Consider the following 17,763-nt stretch of genomic DNA (forward strand, 5'->3'; position numbering starts at 1 on the left):
CGTCACCAGTGTTCAACGTGGCAGGTCGGGGATCGATTGCACGATCGTGTACGCCGTCAGCGAACGCCCCGCAACGGGCCGGATCCCCGGCCACTAGGGTCGTCGCCATGAGCTACGCGATCGGCGGCCGGGCGCCGTGAGCGCGTTCGATCTCGACCGCATCGGCCGCGGGCTGCCGTTCGCCCGGGCCCTGCCCGCCCTGCGGGACGCCCTCGCCACGTCGGGCACCGCGGTGGTCCAGGCACCACCCGGCACCGGCAAGACGACACTCGTCCCGCCCGCGGTCGCCGACGCGGTGTCGGGGCGGGTCGTCGTCACCCAGCCCCGACGGGTCGCCGCCCGTTCGGCCGCCCGGCGGCTGGCCGCGCTCACGGGGACCGGGACCGGTGACGTGGCGGGCTACACGGTCCGTGGGGACTCGCGTGTCGGCAGGGACACCCTCGTCGAGTTCGTGACGCCGGGGGTGCTGGTGCGCCGACTGCTCGCCGATCCCGACCTGCCCGGTGTCGGGGCCGTGGTGCTCGACGAGGTCCACGAACGCGACGTCGAGTCCGACCTGGCCTTCGCACTGCTGTGTGAGGTGCGGCAGCTGCGCGACGATCTGCCGGTGGTGGCGATGTCCGCGACGGTGGAGGCAGGGCGCTTCGCCCGGCTGCTCGGCGGCGGGACCGCGGCCGGGGACACCGCGGCGCCGGTCGTCGACGTCCCTGCGGAACTGCACCCACTGGAGATCCGGTACGCCCCGCCGCCGGCGGCCCGCCTGGACGCCCGCGGGGTCACCGACGCCTTCCTGGACCATGTGGCCGCGGTGACGGCGCGCGAGGTCGCCGCGAGTGGCGTCGACGCACTGGTGTTCCTGCCGGGTGTGCGCGAGATCGAGCGGGTCGTGCGCGCGCTGTCGGGGAGGTCGGGCGACGCGGTCGAGGTCCTGCCGCTGCACGGCGGGCTGGACGCCGCTGCGCAGGACCGGGCGGTCTCGGGTTCCGGGAGACGGACCGGGCCGGGCGACGCGGTGCTGCCGCGGATCGTGGTGTCGACCGACCTGGCGGAGTCCTCGCTGACGGTGCCCGGGGTACGACTGGTGGTGGACGCGTGCCTCAGCCGCGAACCGCGCCGGGACACCGCGCGGGACATGACCGGGCTGGTGACGGTCTCGGCGTCGCGGGACTCGTGCGTCCAGCGCTCCGGACGGGCCGCCCGGCTCGGCCCCGGCGTGGCGGTGCGCTGCCTGACGGAGCAGGAGTACTCGCACCTGCCCGACCACCGCACCCCGGCGATCGCGACGTCCGACCTGACGACGTTCGCGCTCGATGTGGCCTGCTGGGGTGCTCCCCGCGGCGAGGGGCTGGCGCTGCCCGATCCGCCGCCGTCGGGGGAGATCGCCCGCGCCGAGGCGGTGCTGCACGGCCTGGGCGGGGTCGACGACGACGGCCGCGTGACCGACCGCGGGCGCGACCTGGCACGGGTGCCGGCCGATCCGCGTCACGCCCGGGCGCTGCTCGACGGCGCGGGGCTCGTCGGGGCGACGACGGCCGCCGAGGTGGTCGCGATGCTGGCCTCGGGTCGGCGCTCGCCCGGCGGTGACCTGGTCGCGGACCTGCGGGCACTGCGGTCGGGACGCGCGCCGGACGCCTCGTCGTGGGAGCGGGAGGTCCGCCGCCTCGAGCGGATCGTGCGGGGCGACCGCGGTGCCAGCCGGGCCGACGGCCGGGGCGGGAACGGCGGGCGCGGGAACGGCGGGAGCGGCCAGCCGGGAGGAGGGATCCCGCTGGCGGACGCCGTCGGGACGGTCGTGGCGCTCGCCCACCCGGACCGCGTCGCGCGCCGACGCGGCGACCAGTACACCTTCGCCTCCGGGACCGGCGCGGTGGTGCCGCCGGGTTCCGCACTGGCGGGCCACGAGTGGCTCGCGGTCGCCGAGGTCGGGCGTGCCTCCGGGCGTGCGGCGGGAGAGGCCGGCGCGGTGATCCGCGCGGGCGCCGCCGTGGACCGACCGGCTGCGGAACGTGCGGCGTCACACCTCCTCGACGACGACGAGACGGCCGTCTTCGACCGTGGTTCGGTGGCGGGGCGGCGCATCCGGCGGCTCGGCGCGATCGAGCTCTCCTCCACACCGGTCCGGACCTCGCCCGCGGCCGCCGGGCGGGCGGTGGCGGCGGCGGTCCGGGCCGGCGGACTCGCCGCGCTGGGTCCCGACGACGACGCGGTCCGGCTGTGGCGCCGTCTCGGGCTCGCGCACCGGGAGCTCGGCCCGCCGTGGCCGGACGTGTCCGCCGACGGGCTGGCGGAGCGGCTGGACGACTGGCTCGGCCCAGAGATCGACGCCCTCGCCCACGGTTCCCGGCTGGCGGGACGAGACCTCGGCCCGGCGCTGCGCCGACTGCTGCCCTGGCCCGAGGCCGGTCGGTTCGATGAGCTGGTGCCCGACCGCCTGCAGGTGCCCTCCTCGTCGTCGTACCGCGTCGATTACCCCGAGGTCGGCTCCGATGACCCGCCGGTGCTGGCGGTGAAGTTGCAGGAGTGCTTCGGCTGGACCACCTCCCCCCGCGTCTGCGACGGCCGGGTGCCCGTGACCGTCCACCTGCTCTCGCCCGCCGGCCGGCCGCTCGCGGTGACACGGGACCTGGCGTTCTTCTGGCGCGAGGCCTATCCCGGGGTGCGCGCGGAGATGCGGGGGCGGTACCCCAGACACCCGTGGCCGGAGGATCCCATGTCCGCCGAGCCGACACGCCGGACGAACCGCCGGCGATGACCGGCGGTGGTGATCGGCGGTGGATCCCCGGGCGACCCAGGACTAAGATGTGACGTAAACCACAAGCGCACATTCGTGCCGGAAGGGTGATCGACATGACCGCGTACACGCCTCGCGCGCCCCACCGCGAGGACCGCTCCGAGACGTCCCCCTCCCGCGACGGGCTCATCCCGCACGTGCGGAACCGGATCGGTGCCCTCATCGCGGTGGCGGGCCTCGGAGCGGCACTGCTCAGCCTCTACCTCCCGTGGCTCTCCACCGACGGGGGCGGACAGATCACGGCGATCGGCATCACCGAGATCATCGACGTCCGCGGCGTCGCTCCGGTCCTCTTCCTCGGGCTGGTCCTGATGTCCTTCCTGGTGGCGGTGACCACGGTGACCCGACTCGGCGCCTTCGCCTACGCGAGCGCGATCGTGGCGCTGGCCGTGCTCGCCGCCCACCTCGCATTCGTGTGGACGCTCGGCTCCTCCACCGGCAGCGCGGACCCGATCCTGGCGGGGCTGCCGTCCGACGCATCCGTGACGTTCGGCCCCTACGTGGCCGCGCTGGGGTTCGTCCTCGTGTTCGCCGGGTCCGTATGGGCGGCCCGCGCCGCCGACTACCTCTTCCCGGACGTCGAGGCGGGGCGACACCTCCGCGACTGAGCGACACCGGCCGACGCGGGCCCGCCGCATCGGGTGGATGCACTGACGGTTCGGGCATATCATCAGGTCAGGACCACACAGGCGGCCCGGCGTCGCCGAAAGGCGATCCTCATGGCCGCGTACACACCTCCCCCACCCCACCGGATCCCCCTCCCCACGAGGACCCCCACCCGGACCAAGGTCATATCCCGCGGACGGAGTCGGCTCTGCGCACTGGTGGAGGTCGGAGGCCTGGCCGTCGCCCTGCTCAGCCTCTACCTGCCCTGGTTGAGCACCGGGCGGGGCGAGCAGATCACCGCGCTGGGGATCACCGACCTCATCGACGTCCGCAGCGTGGCACCCGTGCTCTACCTGGGCCTGGTGGGAATGCTCCTGTTGGTGGCGGCGACCGCGGGGACGCGACTGGGCGCGTTCGCACTGGCCGCCGCGGTGGTCGCGGCGGGCGCCCTGGTCGGACACCTCGCGTTCGTGTGGATCCTCATCGCCTCCACGGGGGAGGCGGAACCCATGCTGTCCGGCCTGCCGGCGGACGCGTCGGTCACCTTCGGGCCCTACGTGGCGGCCCTGGGCTTCGTCACGGTGGCGGCGGTGTCGGCGTGGGCCGCCTTCACCGCCGAGTACGTCCACCCCGACCCCGGTTCGGGCCACCGGACGATGGACGCGCGGGTGATCTAGTACGGGTGATCTAGAAGACCACCACCGTGTCGCCGACCTGCAGCCGATCGAAGAAGGTGGCGGCCGCGGGCTGGTCCAGGCGGATGCAGCCGTGCGACTCGACCGTGGGGTCGCCCTCGTGGAACGCGATCCCCCCGACGAAGTACACCGCGTAGGGCATGGGCGCGTTGTCGAACAACCGGCTCACCTCGTGCCGCACCTTTCGCGTGACCTGATAGGTCCCCCTGGGGGTCTCCCAACCGGCCATGCCGTGGGACATCCGCACCGGCCCGTAGCTCAGACGCTCCCCGGACTGCAGCCACGCCCGGTTCCCGTCCAGGTCCACACACGCAGCCGCGGTACGCGGGCACGGGCTCTGCGGGGTCGGGTCCGGAGGCGGAGGCGGGGCGGGCTGCGGTGAGCGGGCCTGGGACGGGGCGAGGCCGGGTGGCGGGGCGATGCCGGCGGCGGCGAGCGAGCCGCCCACCGAGGTCCGCACCTGCTCCTCCGCCTGCGCCGAGCCCGCCTGTGCCTGGTCCACCACCTGCTGCACCTCTGCCGGGAGGCCGACCGGTAACTGCGCGGACGCCACCGGGGCCGCCCCTCCGACGGCGATCAGCGCGGCGGCCACCACCGCTCCCGCGCGCGATAAGAGTGTGTCCATCCCCGGATTATCGCCCACCCGGATCGCCCGGACGTGCGACTCGCAATCACGTTCCGGTCTCGTCCCCACGGACGGACCCGCGGCGGGAGGGTGCCGAGCGGGGCCCGGGAGTTCGCGGGCCGGCTGACCCGCGGGCGGGGAATGGATAGGGTCGCGGCATGGCCTCTCGGAGTAGTACCACCGGCCGGGTTCGCCTGCTGGCACTCGGCGCCGCCGCGCTGCTCGGCGCCTCCGCCGCCGGGACCGCGTCCGGGGTGTCGCCCTCGGCCACCCCGCCCGCCGACGCCGCCGGTGTCACGGAGACGGACACCCGGATCGTGACCGATGCGCCCCCGCAGCCGGTGGCCGTCGACGAGCAGATGGTCCGCTCGGTCGCCCACCGGGTCCTGGAGGAACAGGGGCGGCCGGCCCACCTGACCGACGTGGACCTCGTCGCCCGCGACGTGCTGGCCGGCGGCCCCGTCGAGGCCGGAGAGGTGGACGAACTGACGCGTCAGACCCTGCTCGGGAACGGTCCCGGCGCCCCGGACACCGTCGGCGAACCCGCGCCATCCCGGTGCCCACCGACCGCCCGGGCGTGCGTCGACGTCGACGGCAAGCGGGCCTGGATGGTCGACGACGGGGAGATCACCTACGGTCCCGTCCCCGTGACCACCGGCATGCCCGGCTACGAGACCGCGCGGGGCGCGCACCGGATCCTGCGGCACGTGCGCCACGACCACAGCCGGGTCTTCGACTCCCCGATGCCGTACTCGACCTACTTCACCGTGGACGGCATGGCATTCCACCAGGGTCGGCTGGACGAACCGTCCCACGGGTGCGTCCACCTGGGCCAGCAGGCGGCCGCACACTTCTTCGAGCAACTGAGGGTCGGAGACGAGATCGTCGCATTCTGACCACGGGGCGGGGCGATCGTTGTGCACCTGAGCCTGGCCCGGCCGTGCGTGTCGGTCTAGCGTCGTGGGCATGACAGGTCCCCCGCTGCCGCTGCCACGGCTCTCGGCCCCGGCGACGCGCGCCCTGGCCACCGCGGGAATCACCGACCTGCGGCACCTCGACGGCACCCCGGAGAAAGACGTCCTCGCGCTCCACGGGGTGGGACCGTCCCAGCTCGGCGTCCTGCGCGAGGCGCTGACCGCCGCCGGGCTCGCCTTCTCCGCCCCCGTGTCCCGGCCCGCGGCCACCGGCCGCAACGACAACACCACGCTACTACCCACCGGGGCGCCGCCGAGGCAATGGATCGAGGGCCTTCCCACCGCTCGGCGCGTCGACGACGGCCTGCGACTGCTCGCGATGTTCGACGAGATCACCGGGGAGCCGGCCTCGATGTGGGCCGGTTCGATCGTCGGATACGGACACAGCCACTACGTCTACGACAGCGGCCGGGAGGGCGACACCTTCGTGGTGGGCTTCAGCCCGAGGTCGTCGGCGACATCCCTCTACGGGCTCCTGGGCGGGCCGGACGAGGAGGAGCAACTGGCCCGACTCGGCCCCCACAAGAGCGGAAAGGGCTGCCTCTACGTGACCAGGCTCGACCGGATCGACGCCCGCGCGCTGCGCGACATGGTCGAGTCCGCGTGGGGCCGGCGGGCGGCCGGCGCGGGGGCGCCTTGACCGGCGACCCGAGCGCCGGCCGGGCCGCAGCCCCACCCGGCCGCCGCCGTCAGTCGCGCGGCAGCGGCTTGACCATCGGGAACAGGATGGTCTCGCGGATGCCCAGGCCGGTCAACGCCATGAGCAGTCGGTCGATCCCCATCCCGAGCCCGGTGGTCGGCGGCATGCCCTGCTCCATCGCGGCGAGGAACTCCTCGTCGAGCACCATCGCCTCGTCGTCACCCGCCGCCGCGAGCCGTGCCTGGTCCTCGAAGCGCTGACGCTGGATGACGGGATCGACGAGCTCCGAGTAGCCGGTCGCCAGCTCGAATCCGCGGACGTACAGGTCCCACTTCTCCGTGACCCCGCGGTCGGTGCGGTGATCGCGGGTCAACGGCGAGGTCTCCACGGGGAAGTCCCGCACGAAGACCGGTCCGTCGAGCTGATCGCCGCACAGGTGCTCCCAGAGCTCCTCGACGAGCTTGCCGTGCAGCCACCCCTGGCCACTGGGGACCTCGAGACCGACCTTCCCCGCCAGTTCGGTGAGCTCGTCGACCGTCGAGTCGACCGTGACGGGGTCCTCGTCGTCGTCCCCCACCACCCCGGGGTGCTTGGCGCGCAGCGCCTCGTTGAGGGACGGGTACATCCGCATCTCGCGCCACTGCCCGCCGAGGTCGTACTCGGTGCCGTCGGCGAGCGTGACCGTCGTGGAGCCGAACACCGCGTGCGCGACCTCCTGGATGACCTCGCGGATCATTGTGGCCGAGGTGTCGTAGTCCCCGTAGGCCTGATAGGTCTCGAGCATCGCGAACTCGGGACTGTGGGAGGAGTCCACGCCCTCGTTGCGGAAGTTGCGGTTGATCTCGAAGACCCGCTCGATCCCGCCCACCACGCACCGCTTGAGGAACAGCTCGGGGGCGATGCGCAGGTAGAGGTCCAGATCGAGCGCGTTGGAATGGGTGATGAACGGCCGGGCCGCCGCGCCGCCGTGCAGCGTCTGCAGCATCGGCGTCTCCACCTCGAGGAAGCCGCGCCTCTCCAGCGCGTCACGCAAGGCGCGGACCACCTTGATGCGGGTGATGGCGTTGCGGCGGGCGGCGTCCCGCATGATCAGGTCGGTGTAGCGCTGGCGGACGCGCGTGTCCTCGCTCAGCTCCTTGTGCGCCACCGGCAGCGGGCGCAGCGACTTGGCCGCCAGCACCCAGGAATCGGCCATGACGGACAGCTCACCGCGCTTGGACCGGACGACCCGGCCGGTCACCGAGACGTGGTCACCCAGGTCGACGTCCTGCTTCCACGCGTCGAGCCGCTCCTGGCCCACGTTGGCGAGCGAGAGCATCACCTGCAGCTGCGGCGTGAGCGGTCCCACCTCCCCCTCCGCCACCGGGGCGGACAGGTCCGCCGACGGGTCGAGACCGTCCTGCAGGCGCACGAAGCACAGCTTGCCGGTGTTGCGGATGAACAGGACCCGGCCCGCCACCGAGACCCGGGCGTCGGTCTCCTCACCCGGCTCCAGCGCGGTGAAGCGGGGGTCCGAGGTGATCTCGGCGAGCCCGTGGGTACGGGGGACCTCCACCGGGTAGGCCTGCGCCCCGGAGTCGAGGATGCGCTGCCGCTTGTCGCGGCGGATGCGCAGCTGCTCAGGGGTGTCGTCGGCGGGCTCACCGGTGGCGGCCCCGGGCGCGGCGGGAGTCGAATCGGTCACGACTGTCGAGGATAGTCGTGACCGGCCCGGGGACCGAACCCGTGGGCTGCGACCCGTCGGCCTCAGGCCATGTCGAGGACGTGCAGCTCCAGTCGGTCGGACAGCGCCTCGATCGCGGCGGCGGCGCGCACACTGTTGCCGTGCTCGTCCAACCGGGGCGAGTACGCGGCCACCCCGAGCCGGCCGGGCACCACCGCGAACAGGCACCCCGAGACGCCGCTCTTGGCGGGCAGACCGACCTGGTAGACCCAGTCCCCGGCCGCGTCGTACATGCCGCACGTGAACATCACACTGTTGGCGTATCGCACCGCCCGTCGACCCAGGACCTGCTCGCCGTCACCCGGCAGCCGCCCGCCGCCCGCGAACATCGCGGCCATGTGCGCCAGCTCGCGGGTGTCCACCCGGATCGCGCACTGCCGACCGTACCCGGACACCACCTGGTGGGGGTCGTCGGCCAGGGTGCCCTCCTCCGCCAGCAGATGCGCGAGCGCCTGGTTCCGGTGGGCGCTCCGGGACTCGATGTCGATGATCTGCTGGTCGACCTCGACCTCCCGGCCCACGAGGCGGGAGAACATCACGCGGATCTGTTCGAAACGGGTGTCCTCGTCGTCGCCCTCCTCCCCCACCAGCGCGTGCGCGGCCAGCGCGCCGGCGTTGACGAGGGCGTTGGGGGCGCGGCCCGTGCCGGCCTCGAGGGAGATCTCGTTGAACGGGTCCCCGGAGGGTTCCACCCCGATCCGCTTCGCGACCACGTCGACGCCCTTCTGGTCCAGCGCGAGCGCGTAGACGAACGGTTTGGACGCGGACTGCAGGTCGAAGAGCGTTTCGTCATCGCCGGCCGAGACGACGTGGCCGTCCAGGTCGCAGACCGCCAGCGCGAGGGCGTCGGGGTGGGGGTGCTCGTAGTCGCCGAGGTGGGGGACGACGTCGCCGGAGACGTCCTCCCGGACCTCGTCGAGGATCTCGGCCAGCAGGTCTGCGGAGATGTCCGTCATGGTGCGACCGTACCGGCGCCGGCGTGCCGACGCCCCCGGTCGACCAAGCTCAGTGTGCCGAGATGGCCGAGCGCTCCCGCAGCAGGTGGTCGGCCCCGGAGAGCAGGGCCAGCGCCCGGGCGGCCCGGAGTGCGTCGTGGCCGCCGTCCACCGCGCGGACACCGCGGACGCCACGCGAATGGAGCTCCAGGGCGAACAGTTCGGCGTCGAGGCCGTCGTCGCTGACGAGGACGACCGCCCTGCCGTCGGTGACGGCGGAGAGCGGCGCGGCCGATCGGGGGTCGAGCAGATCGACGACGGGCCGGGCCTCCACGGCGACGGCGCCCGCGAGCACCCCCTGGCGCTCACGCTGGGCCCGGGACCGGATGTCGACGACGAGGGCGCCCGCACGGACCGCCGCGGGGTAGTCGCCGGCGGCGAGGGTGGTCGAGACGCCCGTGCTGAACGACGTCGCCGTGGCGGGGGTTCCCGCAGTGGCGGAGGTGGTGCTGAAGCTGGTGGTCATGCGGTGCTCCCGGAAGAGGTGAAGGCGGCTGGGGCGTGGCGGGGGCCTGCCGGTCGGGGACACCTGTGCTGGACGCGCGCGGAGGCCACCGGACCGGCCGGGGGCATTCGTCGCGTTGTCATGCGGCCATAGTAGACAGACCGGTCTATCTACCGCAAGGGCCGCTCGCGCGCGCACGGGGCCGGCGCACGGGGTGGGCGCACGGGGCCGGCGCACGGGGCCGGCGTGGCGGTCGACACTGGCGCCCGGCCGGGTAGTTGATGCATCATGTATGTGAGAGAAGGAGAACCATGACCGCCTCGCCCCCCTCGACCGCCCGTCAACCCGCCGTCTTCATCGGCCACGGCGTTCCCCTCAACGCCCTCGAGGAGAACGAGTGGACCCGCCAGTGGGCCGCCCTCGGCGCATCCCTGCCCGAGCGGCCGCGGGCCGTACTGGCCGTGTCGGCGCACTGGTACATAGGCGCCACGGCGGTCACCGCGATGTCGGCGCCGCGCACCATCCACGACTTCTACGGCTTCCCCCGCGAGCTCAACGAGTTCGAGTACCCCGCCGCGGGCGCCCCGGAGCTCGCGGCCGAGGTGGCCGAGGCCGTCAAGCCCACCTGGGTCGGCGCCGACCAGGACTCCTGGGGCCTCGACCACGGGACGTGGTCCGTCCTCACGCACGTGTTCCCCGACGCCGACGTGCCGGTGGCGCAGTTGTCGGTGGACGCGTCCAAGCCGGCGGGTTACCACTTCGACCTGGGCACCCGGCTGGCCGCCCTGCGGGATTCGGGCGTCCTCGTGCTGGCCAGCGGCAACGTGGTGCACAACCTCGCGGCGGTGGACCCGTCGCTCGGCGACGCGGGCACCGACTGGGCCCACCGGTTCGACGACCACGCACGGGAACTGCTCACCACGCGCCCCGAGGACGCCCTCGCGCTGACCGAGCACCCGGACGCCCGGCTGGCCGTGCCCACGGCGGACCACTTCCTGCCGCTGCTGTACACGGCGGGAATGGCGGCGGGCTCCAGCGAGACGCTCGACGCGTTCACCAGGGGCTACGCCTGGGGTTCGGTCTCCATGACCAGCTACCGCTCGGCGGCCTGAGCCCGGAGCCCCGGGCCCGGCCACCCTCCCGCGTCCGGCGGCCGGGCGGGCCTGAGCCACGGCCCCGGCATCCGCTCGGCCGCCTGCTCGGCCCCGACAGTCGCCTCTCTCGATGGCGTCTCGCGCGCCCCGCGGTGCAGGCCAGACGCCATCGCCGCGGGCGGCTGCGTTTCCGGCGGACAGGAGCGCGAGCGGGAGTCCACGCGCGGGAGCCCCTGCGTGCGTGGGAGGACCTCGGCGAGCTGCTCAGCTCAGGAATTGCGCTCGAACACCAACCGCAGGCCCTCCAGCGCCAGTTCGGGCTCGACGTCGGTGATGGTCCGGGATTCCTCCGCCACGACGTCCGCGCGCAGCCCCGTGAGGACGACGGAGGCGTCGGCGAGCTCGGGGACGTCGGTGCGCAGTCGGTCCACGAGTGCGTCGATCTGGCCGGCGAACCCGATCACGATGCCGGCCTGGAGTGCCGCGACGGTGTTCTTGCCCAAGGCTCCCTTCGGCCGCACGACCTCGATCTTGCGCAGGGCGGCGGCGCGCTCGGCGAGGGCGTCGACGGAGATGTCGATGCCGGGCGCGATCGCCCCACCGAGCAGCTCGCCGCGGGCGGAGACGGCGTCGACGGTGGTCGCCGTGTCGACGTCGACGACGACGACGGGCCCCTCGAACAGCGTGTGGGCGGCCAACGCGTTGACCACGCGGTCCGAGCCCACCTCCCGCGGGTTGTCGACCTTGAGCGGCACCCCGGTCTTCACCCCGGGCGCGACGACGACGGCCGGAAGTCCCGGCCAGTAGTCGGCGGCCATCCGGCGCAGTTCCCCGGTGACAGACGGGACCACGGACATCGCGGAGATTCCGGTGAGCTGCTGCGCGCAGTCCCCCAGCAGGCCGCGGATGGTCAGGGCGAGTTCGTCCGAGGTCACCGCCGGTGACGTGCGCATACTCCAGGTGCGCACGAGTGGCCCGCCGCCCGGGGGGAAGATGCCGAGCCGGATGTGGGTGTTGCCGACGTCGACGGTGAGCAGCATCTTCTGTCCGCGCTGCCTAGACGGCGGCGGGCTCCGGCACGCGGGGGTTCTTCAGACCCGAGCCCTCGGGCACGTCCGCGGGGTCGGTGCCCTCGGTGAGCATGCGGTTGTCGCCGTCGACGAACACCACGCGGGGGGAGTAGACCCGCGCCTCGGCGTCGGACATCTGGGCGTAGGCGATGATGATGACCAGGTCGCCGGGGTGCACGAGGTGGGCGGCGGCGCCGTTGATGCTGATCACGCCGGAGCCGCGCTCGCCGGTGATGGCGTAGGTGGTCAGGCGGGCGCCGTTGTCGATGTCGACGATGTCGATCTGCTGGCCCTCGAGCAGGTCGGCGGCATCCATGAGGTCGGCGTCGATCGTGCAGGAGCCGACGTAGTGCAGGTCGGCCTGGGTGACGGTGGCACGGTGGATCTTGGAGTGGAGCATGGTGCGCTGCATCTACTGGCCTTCCTCGAGGTCTCGGGCCATCTCGGCCTGTTGGGCGGCGACGGTGGCCTCGGCGGCGGCGACGAAGCCGGTGCCGATCGCCACGCCGACGTTGTCGATGAGTCTGGTGGTCCCGATGCGGGCCGCGACGAGGAGCCTGCCGGGACCCTCCTCCGGCGGTTCCCCGAGGTCCCCGGCGCGCAGCTCGAGGTAGTCGATCGTGATCTGCGGCCGCTCGTCCAGGACCGCGCGGGCGGCGTCGACGACGGCCCGGCGCCCGCCCTTCGCGGCGAACGTCCCCGCCACGAGGGCGGCGTTGAGGACGGTGGCCAGTTCCCGCTCCTCGGCGGACAGGTAGCGGTTGCGGGAGCTCATCGCCAGCCCGTCCGACTCCCGGATGGTCGGGACGCCGACCACACGCACGTCCATGTCCAGGTCCGCCACCATCTGGCGGATGAGCACCAACTGCTGGTAGTCCTTCTCCCCGAAGAACGCCTGGTGGGGGGAGACGATGTTGAACAACTTGTTCACCACGGTGAGCATCCCGGCGAAGTGGCCGGGTCGCGCGGCCCCGTCGAGGATCTCACCGGTCGGGCCGGGCTGCACCGTCGTGCGGGGGCCGTCCGGGTACATTGTGGCCGCGCTGGGCGCGAAGACGAGTTCCACGCCGGCGTCGGCGAGCCGGGCCACGTCCTCGTCGAGGGTGCGGGGGTAGGCGTCGAGGTCCTCGCCGGGCCCGAACTGCATCGGGTTGACGAAGATCGACACCACCACGACCGACCCCGGCGTGCGGCGGGCCGCCTCGACCAGCGCGAGATGCCCCTCGTGGAGGGCGCCCATGGTGGGGACGAACGTGATCTGCTTGCCGACCTTGCGCAGCGACTCGGTGACCGCGCGCAGCGAGGACGGGTCGTGGTGGATGGTCAGCTCACCCCGGTTGTATCCGGTGTTCGGGCGACCGGGGACCGCGGTCCGGACCGCGAAGGTGGCGGGGGTCATCGAAGCTGCTCCGTGAGGTCGGGGGCCAAGAGGTCGGTCACGTCGGCTCCGGCCCCGACGCGGTCGGCGGTGCGCAACGCGAGCGCCCGGTAGCCGGCGGCGATTCCCCCGTCGACGTCCTCGAGGGCATCGAGGTGGCGGGAGACCGTGACGGCGTCACCGCGCATCACCGGACCGGTCAGGGCCGAGTCCCCGGAGGCCAGGACGTTGTCGAGGGCGACCCGCAGGAGCGGCTCCAGGGTGCGGCGCGCGAGCGCCTCCGCGTCCTGCCCGAGCATGCCGTCGGGATCGCCCTCGACTCCGCCCCCGGGCAGGACGGCGAACGACGCGGCGAGCGCCTCGGCGGCGTCGTTGACGAGGGTGACGAAGTGGTTGGCGCCGTGCGCGAGGGCCGCGTGGTAGAGGGCCCGATGGGATTCGGCGACGGTGACGGGCAGGCCACCGGTCTCCATGACCAGCATCTGGCCGACGACCAGTCCGATCTCGTCCGGGGAGGTGAGCGCCCACGAGCACCCCTCCATGCGGTCGATATCGGCCGCTCCCCCGGTGAAGGTCATGGCCGGGTGCGCGGCGACGACCACGGCACCGGCGTCGGCGGCGGGGCGCAGGACCTCCGCGCCCACCGCGCCGGCCACGTGGACGACGATGTGGCCCGGACGGAAGGCGTTCGCGTCGGCGAGCTCGGCCACGACCCCGGATAGGGCCGAGTCCGGCACCGCGAGGATGAGGAGTTCGCCCGCCGCCGCCGCGTCGGCGGGATCGGTGATGCGGGCCTCGGGGAGGCGGCGGGCAGCGAGGTCCCGCGACTGCGACGAGCGTGCGACGAGGGCGGAGACGACGTGTCCCCGCCGCTCGAGCGCGGCGCCCACAGCGGTGCCCACGCGACCCGCGGACACGAGGCCGATGGACAGGCGGGCAGGGGGTGTTCCGGTGACGCCGTGGTCGGACATCTCAGGGTGCTCCAGTGCTCGATCCGTTCCAGGCCCACTCACTGATGGCGGGTCCCGGACATCTCGCAGGCGAGAGTAGTCGCGGCTGCGGCCACGAGCAGCATCGAGTGGCGTACTTCACACAACCGATGCGAGGGGCGGCGCCTCCGTCGGCGCGGCTCAGTCCTCCGCGCGACGGCGGCGGCGGCCCGATGTGGATTCGAACCCCTCCCCCAGCCGCGCCATGAGTTCTGCCACCGACAGACCCGAGCCCTCGCCGTGGCGACTCGGCGAAGCCGACTCGGCGGCCGGGGCCTGCGTCGACTGCGACCGCGGCTGCGTGGCCGTCTCGCCGGCCGTGGCGGGCGACTCGTGTTTGCCGGCCTTTTCGGAGGGGGTGGGCGACTCGTGTTTGCCGGCCTTCTCCGAGGAGCCGGACGCGGCCGCGCCCCCGGACGCCACCGGGGGTCCCAACGCGGCGGTCTTGTCCGACGTGGCGCCCTCGACGGCCGACGCCGCGGGCCGGGAGCTCGTGCTCGTGCTCGTATTCGCGGGCGTACGCGCGGGCTCGGGCGAGCTGGCGGGCTCGGGCCGTGCCTGCGGTCGCGAGGTGGCGCCGGAGCCGAAGCCGGAGCTGCTGCCGGCAGCGGAACGCGCATCGCGCGCGCCGGACGTGGGGCGCACCGCCGGGCGACGGGGGTCCCCCGCCGGCGTGTCGGACCGGGACTCCCGATCGGAGACCGGGGTCAGTCGCTCGGTGCGCTCGGTGCTCGGGGTGACGTCCGGACCGACGCCGGAGGCCGATGATGCGGGGGACCGCGTCGCGCCGGAAGCGGAACGGGGACCCGCGACCGGGCCGGAGTCCGATCCCGGGGCACGCCGACGGGGCGCCACCCGCTCGGACGGGACGGACGGCAGCGACGATCCCGCACCCAGCTGCCCGGCGGGACCGAGCCCACCGACCGCGAAGCGGTCCTCGGGGAGACTGACGCCCAGTGCGCCGAGCTGCTCGCGCAGCGCCGCGATCTCTTGCCTCAGTGCGACGATCGAGTCACTGGTCTCGGCGCGCACCGAGGCCCGCAGGTCCCGCTCCACGACGAGCTCGTGCTCCCGGCGGGCGGAGATCTCCCTCTCGAGCTGCAGTTCGTAGACGGTGTGCAGGTCGCGGACCCTGGCGGCCTCGGTGGCGGCCTGCCGCCGGTACCGGGCGACGAGGAACGCGCCGATGAACGCGGCCCACAGTGCGGAGAGTGTCCCGATGCGCATCCAGACCGGGTTGTCGGAGAAAACCATCACGACCGTGGCGATGATCGCCAGGAGGAGCAGCACCCCCAGGGCGATGTTCGCCAGTCCACGATCGTCGCCTCGCGCGGGGCGAGCTGACCGGGGCTTGTCCATCGCGCCGTCGGAACTCATGCCCCGCATGATACGCGGAGAATCACGGGTCACACGGGTAACCAGCGCGTGTCTGCGGTAACGGGGGCGGGCATGAGAGGACCGGTCCGGCTCGGGCCCCTCAGGCGGGGTCGGCGAGGCCGCCGTTCTCGTCGTCGTCGGGGGGCGTCTCACACGCCGATTCGAGGAAGAGTCCCGCCGCCACCAACACCGCGCCGGACACCAGGACAGCGACTGACGCGGGCAGCTCCGCGCCCGCCACCGCGAGGTCGCCGAGCCGTGACAGGAAGTACAGCGTCAGCCCGGCCCCTGCCCCGGCGCCCGCGGCGCCGAGCACGGCGGAGGCCTGTCCGAGAGCGGCGCTGCGGGCGATGGTGAGCGGGTGCATCTGGCTGCGGTCCTGCCCGACGCCGCCGTCGGAGATCGCGGCGCGGATCCGCAGGGACAGCAGCACGTCGACCACCGCGATCGCCACGAGGGTCACCCAGCCGAAGCCGATCGGGGTCACAGCGCCGAGGAAGGACCCGGTGAGAACGTAGGCGGCCACCGCCGCGACGAGCGCCACCAGGACGAGGGTGGACTTCGCGACACGCGTCATGTCACTCCCCCCGGGCCGCGGGGCGCCAACGGATCGGGCAGCCGGCGCACCGCGGCGACGTCCCCGGGATCGAGCGCGTCGAGACACTCCCGGACCGGCACCCCGTCCAGCCGGGCGGCCGGGTCGATCTCCAGCCACGGGACCATCACGAAGGCCCGCTCGGCCGCGCGGGGGTGCGGCAGCGTGAGCCTCGGGTCGTCGGACGCCACCGGCTCACCGCCCAGCTCGGCAGTCACCACGTCCACGTCGAGGGTGCGCGGACCCCAGCGCACCTCGCGGGTCCGGCCTGCGGCCCTCTCGCGGGCGAAACCCCACTCGAGGACGTCGGTCGGGGAACCGGGATGGTCGACGACGAGGACGGCGTTGAGGAAGTCGTCCTGCTCGACGCCGCCCCACGGCGGGGTGGCGTACACCGACGAGACCGCGCGCAGGATGCCGTCCGCGGCCGCGGCGTCGACGACCCCCCGCAGCAGCGAGAGAGCGTCCCCCTGGTTGCCGCCGATCGACAGCACCGCCCGGCAGCTCACCGCGCTCCCCCCGCGGCGCTCCCGCCCGCGCGCGAGCGGTGGGCCACGACGGCGACGTCGGCGAACTCCGCCGGGATCGGCGCCTGGGGCTTGTGCAGGGTCACCTCCACCGCGTCCGCACCGGGGGCCATCTCCATGATCCCGTCGGCGATCCGCGAGGCGACGGTCTCGATGAGGTCGAGCGATGGTCCGGCCACCACATCACGAGCGAACAGGGCCAGCGCCCCGTAGTCGACGGTGTCGGCCAGGTCGTCGGACGCGGCGGCGGCCGTGAAGTCGGTCCACAGGACGAGGTCGACCAGGAAGTCCTGGCCGTCCCGCTTCTCGTGCTCGAAGACCCCGTGCGTGCCGCGCACCTTCAGGCCCCGCAGTTCGATCCGGTCGAGTTCGCTGCGATCCGCCATCAGTTCACCCCCGCCCGTCCGGCCGCCCACGCGGCGGCCACCCTCACCGCGTCCGCACTGGGGCCCACGTCATGGACCCGGACCGCCCACGCGCCGGCGGCGGCGGAGAGCGACGTGATCGCGGCCGTCGCCGGATCGCGGCCCGCCACCTCGCGCGGTCGGGCGTCCGATCCGGGCAGCAGCGACCCGAGGAACCGTTTGCGGGACGCGGCGACGAGTACCGGGAACCCCAGCTCGATCAGTCGGTCCAGCCCGTGCAGCAGCGCCCAGTTGTCGTCGGCGTCCTTGGCGAAGCCGAGGCCCGGGTCGAGCACGATGCCGGCGGCGTCGACCCCCGCGGCGATCGCGGCGTCGGCGCGGCGGGCCAGGTGGTCACGCACCGCACCCACGACGTCCCCGCCGTAGTCGGATCGGCCTCCCGCGCCGGCGCGGTACTCGTCCGGAGACACCCAGTGCATGAGGATGACGGAGGCGCGGTATTCGGCCACGACCCTCAACATGTCGGGGTCGGCGAGCCCGCCCGAGACGTCGTTGACGATCGCCGCGCCCTCCTCGAGGGCACGCGACGCCACCCCGGCGCGCATCGTGTCCACCGAGACCGGCGCGAGGCCGGACACCGCACGGACCAGCGGGACGACCCGCTGCTCCTCGTCCGACTCCTCGACGCGGAGGGCGCCGGGCCGGGTGGACTCCCCACCGATGTCGATGAGGTCGGCGCCGTCGGAGACCATGCGCCGAGCGTGCGCGACGGCGTCGTGATGCGCGAGGTGGCGCCCACCGTCGGAGAAGGAGTCGGCCGTGACGTTGAGGACGCCCATCACCGCGCACCGGTCCGGGCGGGGCAGCAGACCGG

19 protein-coding genes are annotated in these 17,763 nt (G+C 73.7%); 6 read left to right on the forward strand and 13 right to left on the reverse strand.

The genetic code is table 11. The features are described 5' to 3' along the window. Window positions 1–136: 136 nt before the first annotated feature. From hrpB to CK206_RS08040, 3 genes are all read left to right on the forward strand, one after another. On the forward strand, window positions 137–2,752 hold the full coding sequence (gene hrpB, locus CK206_RS08030) for an ATP-dependent helicase HrpB (protein WP_096906098.1): 2,616 nt from the start codon (window positions 137–139) through the stop codon (window positions 2,750–2,752). Between the two features lie 95 nt (window positions 2,753–2,847). Next, on the forward strand, window positions 2,848–3,399 hold the full coding sequence (locus CK206_RS08035) for a hypothetical protein (protein ID WP_069389613.1): 552 nt from the start codon (window positions 2,848–2,850) through the stop codon (window positions 3,397–3,399). A 111-nt stretch (window positions 3,400–3,510) separates the two neighbouring features. Continuing rightward, window positions 3,511–4,074 carry a hypothetical protein gene (locus tag CK206_RS08040; RefSeq protein WP_096906099.1) on the forward strand — a complete coding sequence of 188 codons (564 nt, stop codon included), beginning with the start codon at window positions 3,511–3,513 and terminating at the stop codon, window positions 4,072–4,074. Window positions 4,075–4,084: 10 nt separating this feature from the next. Here CK206_RS08040 and CK206_RS08045 read toward each other — a convergent pair whose 3' ends face one another. Continuing rightward, the gene (locus CK206_RS08045; protein ID WP_143337705.1) at window positions 4,085–4,717 is read right to left on the reverse strand and encodes a L,D-transpeptidase; all 633 of its coding nucleotides are present in this window, start codon (window positions 4,715–4,717) and stop codon (window positions 4,085–4,087) included. A gap of 158 nt (window positions 4,718–4,875) precedes the next feature. Here CK206_RS08045 and CK206_RS08050 point away from each other — a divergent pair, with 158 nt between their 5' ends. Then, window positions 4,876–5,613, forward strand: a complete 738-nt coding sequence (locus tag CK206_RS08050) for a L,D-transpeptidase (protein ID WP_096906101.1) — start codon at window positions 4,876–4,878, stop codon at window positions 5,611–5,613. A gap of 70 nt (window positions 5,614–5,683) precedes the next feature. Then, the gene (locus tag CK206_RS08055) at window positions 5,684–6,331 is read left to right on the forward strand and encodes a DUF1801 domain-containing protein (protein ID WP_096907355.1); all 648 of its coding nucleotides are present in this window, start codon (window positions 5,684–5,686) and stop codon (window positions 6,329–6,331) included. A 49-nt stretch (window positions 6,332–6,380) separates the two neighbouring features. Here CK206_RS08055 and lysS read toward each other — a convergent pair whose 3' ends face one another. The 3 genes from lysS to CK206_RS08070 form a co-directional block, all read right to left on the reverse strand. Next, window positions 6,381–8,015, reverse strand: a complete 1,635-nt coding sequence (gene lysS / locus CK206_RS08060; protein ID WP_096906102.1) for a lysine--tRNA ligase — start codon at window positions 8,013–8,015, stop codon at window positions 6,381–6,383. Window positions 8,016–8,077: 62 nt separating this feature from the next. Next, window positions 8,078–9,010: a glutaminase A gene (glsA, locus tag CK206_RS08065; RefSeq protein ID WP_096906103.1), complete on the reverse strand. Its 933-nt coding sequence runs from the start codon at window positions 9,008–9,010 to the stop codon at window positions 8,078–8,080. A 49-nt stretch (window positions 9,011–9,059) separates the two neighbouring features. Then, window positions 9,060–9,515 (reverse strand): rhodanese-like domain-containing protein, encoded by a 456-nt coding sequence (locus tag CK206_RS08070; protein ID WP_096906104.1) that lies wholly within the window; start codon window positions 9,513–9,515, stop codon window positions 9,060–9,062. Between the two features lie 290 nt (window positions 9,516–9,805). On the opposite strand from CK206_RS08070, the gene ygiD reads away from it, so the two are divergent. Next, window positions 9,806–10,606 carry a 4,5-DOPA dioxygenase extradiol gene (gene ygiD, locus CK206_RS08075; RefSeq protein WP_096906105.1) on the forward strand — a complete coding sequence of 267 codons (801 nt, stop codon included), beginning with the start codon at window positions 9,806–9,808 and terminating at the stop codon, window positions 10,604–10,606. A gap of 251 nt (window positions 10,607–10,857) precedes the next feature. On the opposite strand, the gene CK206_RS08080 is transcribed toward ygiD, so the two are convergent. From CK206_RS08080 to folP, 9 genes are all read right to left on the reverse strand, one after another. Continuing rightward, window positions 10,858–11,628: a type III pantothenate kinase gene (locus CK206_RS08080; protein ID WP_067711588.1), complete on the reverse strand. Its 771-nt coding sequence runs from the start codon at window positions 11,626–11,628 to the stop codon at window positions 10,858–10,860. Window positions 11,629–11,644: 16 nt separating this feature from the next. Then, window positions 11,645–12,070, reverse strand: a complete 426-nt coding sequence (gene panD, locus CK206_RS08085) for an aspartate 1-decarboxylase (RefSeq protein WP_096906106.1) — start codon at window positions 12,068–12,070, stop codon at window positions 11,645–11,647. After that, window positions 12,071–13,057 carry a pantoate--beta-alanine ligase gene (panC, locus tag CK206_RS08090; protein ID WP_096906107.1) on the reverse strand — a complete coding sequence of 329 codons (987 nt, stop codon included), beginning with the start codon at window positions 13,055–13,057 and terminating at the stop codon, window positions 12,071–12,073. Further along, window positions 13,054–14,007 carry a Rossmann-like and DUF2520 domain-containing protein gene (locus CK206_RS08095; RefSeq protein ID WP_096906108.1) on the reverse strand — a complete coding sequence of 318 codons (954 nt, stop codon included), beginning with the start codon at window positions 14,005–14,007 and terminating at the stop codon, window positions 13,054–13,056. The genes panC and CK206_RS08095 overlap by 4 nt, the downstream gene beginning before the upstream one ends. 159 nt (window positions 14,008–14,166) lie before the next feature. Beyond that, the gene (locus tag CK206_RS08100; protein ID WP_216824124.1) at window positions 14,167–15,402 is read right to left on the reverse strand and encodes a DUF6779 domain-containing protein; all 1,236 of its coding nucleotides are present in this window, start codon (window positions 15,400–15,402) and stop codon (window positions 14,167–14,169) included. Between the two features lie 100 nt (window positions 15,403–15,502). Continuing rightward, complete coding sequence (locus tag CK206_RS08105; protein WP_096906109.1) at window positions 15,503–15,979, reverse strand: DUF3180 domain-containing protein; 477 nt, start codon at window positions 15,977–15,979, stop codon at window positions 15,503–15,505. Continuing rightward, window positions 15,976–16,506, reverse strand: a complete 531-nt coding sequence (gene folK, locus CK206_RS08110) for a 2-amino-4-hydroxy-6-hydroxymethyldihydropteridine diphosphokinase (protein ID WP_069389587.1) — start codon at window positions 16,504–16,506, stop codon at window positions 15,976–15,978. Before folK ends, CK206_RS08105 begins: the two co-directional genes overlap by 4 nt. Beyond that, window positions 16,503–16,910 carry a dihydroneopterin aldolase gene (gene folB / locus CK206_RS08115; protein ID WP_069389588.1) on the reverse strand — a complete coding sequence of 136 codons (408 nt, stop codon included), beginning with the start codon at window positions 16,908–16,910 and terminating at the stop codon, window positions 16,503–16,505. Before folB ends, folK begins: the two co-directional genes overlap by 4 nt. Then, window positions 16,910–17,728: a dihydropteroate synthase gene (folP, locus tag CK206_RS08120; protein WP_096907356.1), complete on the reverse strand. Its 819-nt coding sequence runs from the start codon at window positions 17,726–17,728 to the stop codon at window positions 16,910–16,912. The genes folB and folP overlap by 1 nt, the downstream gene beginning before the upstream one ends. Window positions 17,729–17,763 lie beyond the last annotated feature (35 nt).

Source organism: Dietzia sp. WMMA184 (assembly GCF_002441635.1).
Lineage (GTDB): Bacteria > Actinomycetota > Actinomycetes > Mycobacteriales > Mycobacteriaceae > Dietzia > Dietzia kunjamensis.

Excerpts from the sequence above, each read along its gene's own strand:
- CK206_RS08035 (WP_069389613.1), top strand. The coding sequence starts at position 2,848 with ATGACCGCGTACACGCCTCGCGCGCCCCACCGCGAGGACCGCTCCGAG.
- CK206_RS08040 (WP_096906099.1), top strand. The coding sequence starts at position 3,511 with ATGGCCGCGTACACACCTCCCCCACCCCACCGGATCCCCCTCCCCACG.
- CK206_RS08045 (WP_143337705.1), bottom strand. The coding sequence starts at position 4,717 with ATGGACACACTCTTATCGCGCGCGGGAGCGGTGGTGGCCGCCGCGCTG.
- CK206_RS08050 (WP_096906101.1), top strand. The coding sequence starts at position 4,876 with ATGGCCTCTCGGAGTAGTACCACCGGCCGGGTTCGCCTGCTGGCACTC.
- CK206_RS08055 (WP_096907355.1), top strand. The coding sequence starts at position 5,684 with ATGACAGGTCCCCCGCTGCCGCTGCCACGGCTCTCGGCCCCGGCGACG.
- glsA (WP_096906103.1), bottom strand. The coding sequence starts at position 9,010 with ATGACGGACATCTCCGCAGACCTGCTGGCCGAGATCCTCGACGAGGTC.
- CK206_RS08070 (WP_096906104.1), bottom strand. The coding sequence starts at position 9,515 with ATGACCACCAGCTTCAGCACCACCTCCGCCACTGCGGGAACCCCCGCC.
- ygiD (WP_096906105.1), top strand. The coding sequence starts at position 9,806 with ATGACCGCCTCGCCCCCCTCGACCGCCCGTCAACCCGCCGTCTTCATC.
- CK206_RS08080 (WP_067711588.1), bottom strand. The coding sequence starts at position 11,628 with ATGCTGCTCACCGTCGACGTCGGCAACACCCACATCCGGCTCGGCATC.
- panD (WP_096906106.1), bottom strand. The coding sequence starts at position 12,070 with ATGCAGCGCACCATGCTCCACTCCAAGATCCACCGTGCCACCGTCACC.
- panC (WP_096906107.1), bottom strand. The coding sequence starts at position 13,057 with ATGACCCCCGCCACCTTCGCGGTCCGGACCGCGGTCCCCGGTCGCCCG.
- CK206_RS08095 (WP_096906108.1), bottom strand. The coding sequence starts at position 14,007 with ATGTCCGACCACGGCGTCACCGGAACACCCCCTGCCCGCCTGTCCATC.
- CK206_RS08100 (WP_216824124.1), bottom strand. The coding sequence starts at position 15,402 with ATGAGTTCCGACGGCGCGATGGACAAGCCCCGGTCAGCTCGCCCCGCG.
- CK206_RS08105 (WP_096906109.1), bottom strand. The coding sequence starts at position 15,979 with ATGACGCGTGTCGCGAAGTCCACCCTCGTCCTGGTGGCGCTCGTCGCG.
- folB (WP_069389588.1), bottom strand. The coding sequence starts at position 16,910 with ATGGCGGATCGCAGCGAACTCGACCGGATCGAACTGCGGGGCCTGAAG.
- folP (WP_096907356.1), bottom strand. The coding sequence starts at position 17,728 with ATGGGCGTCCTCAACGTCACGGCCGACTCCTTCTCCGACGGTGGGCGC.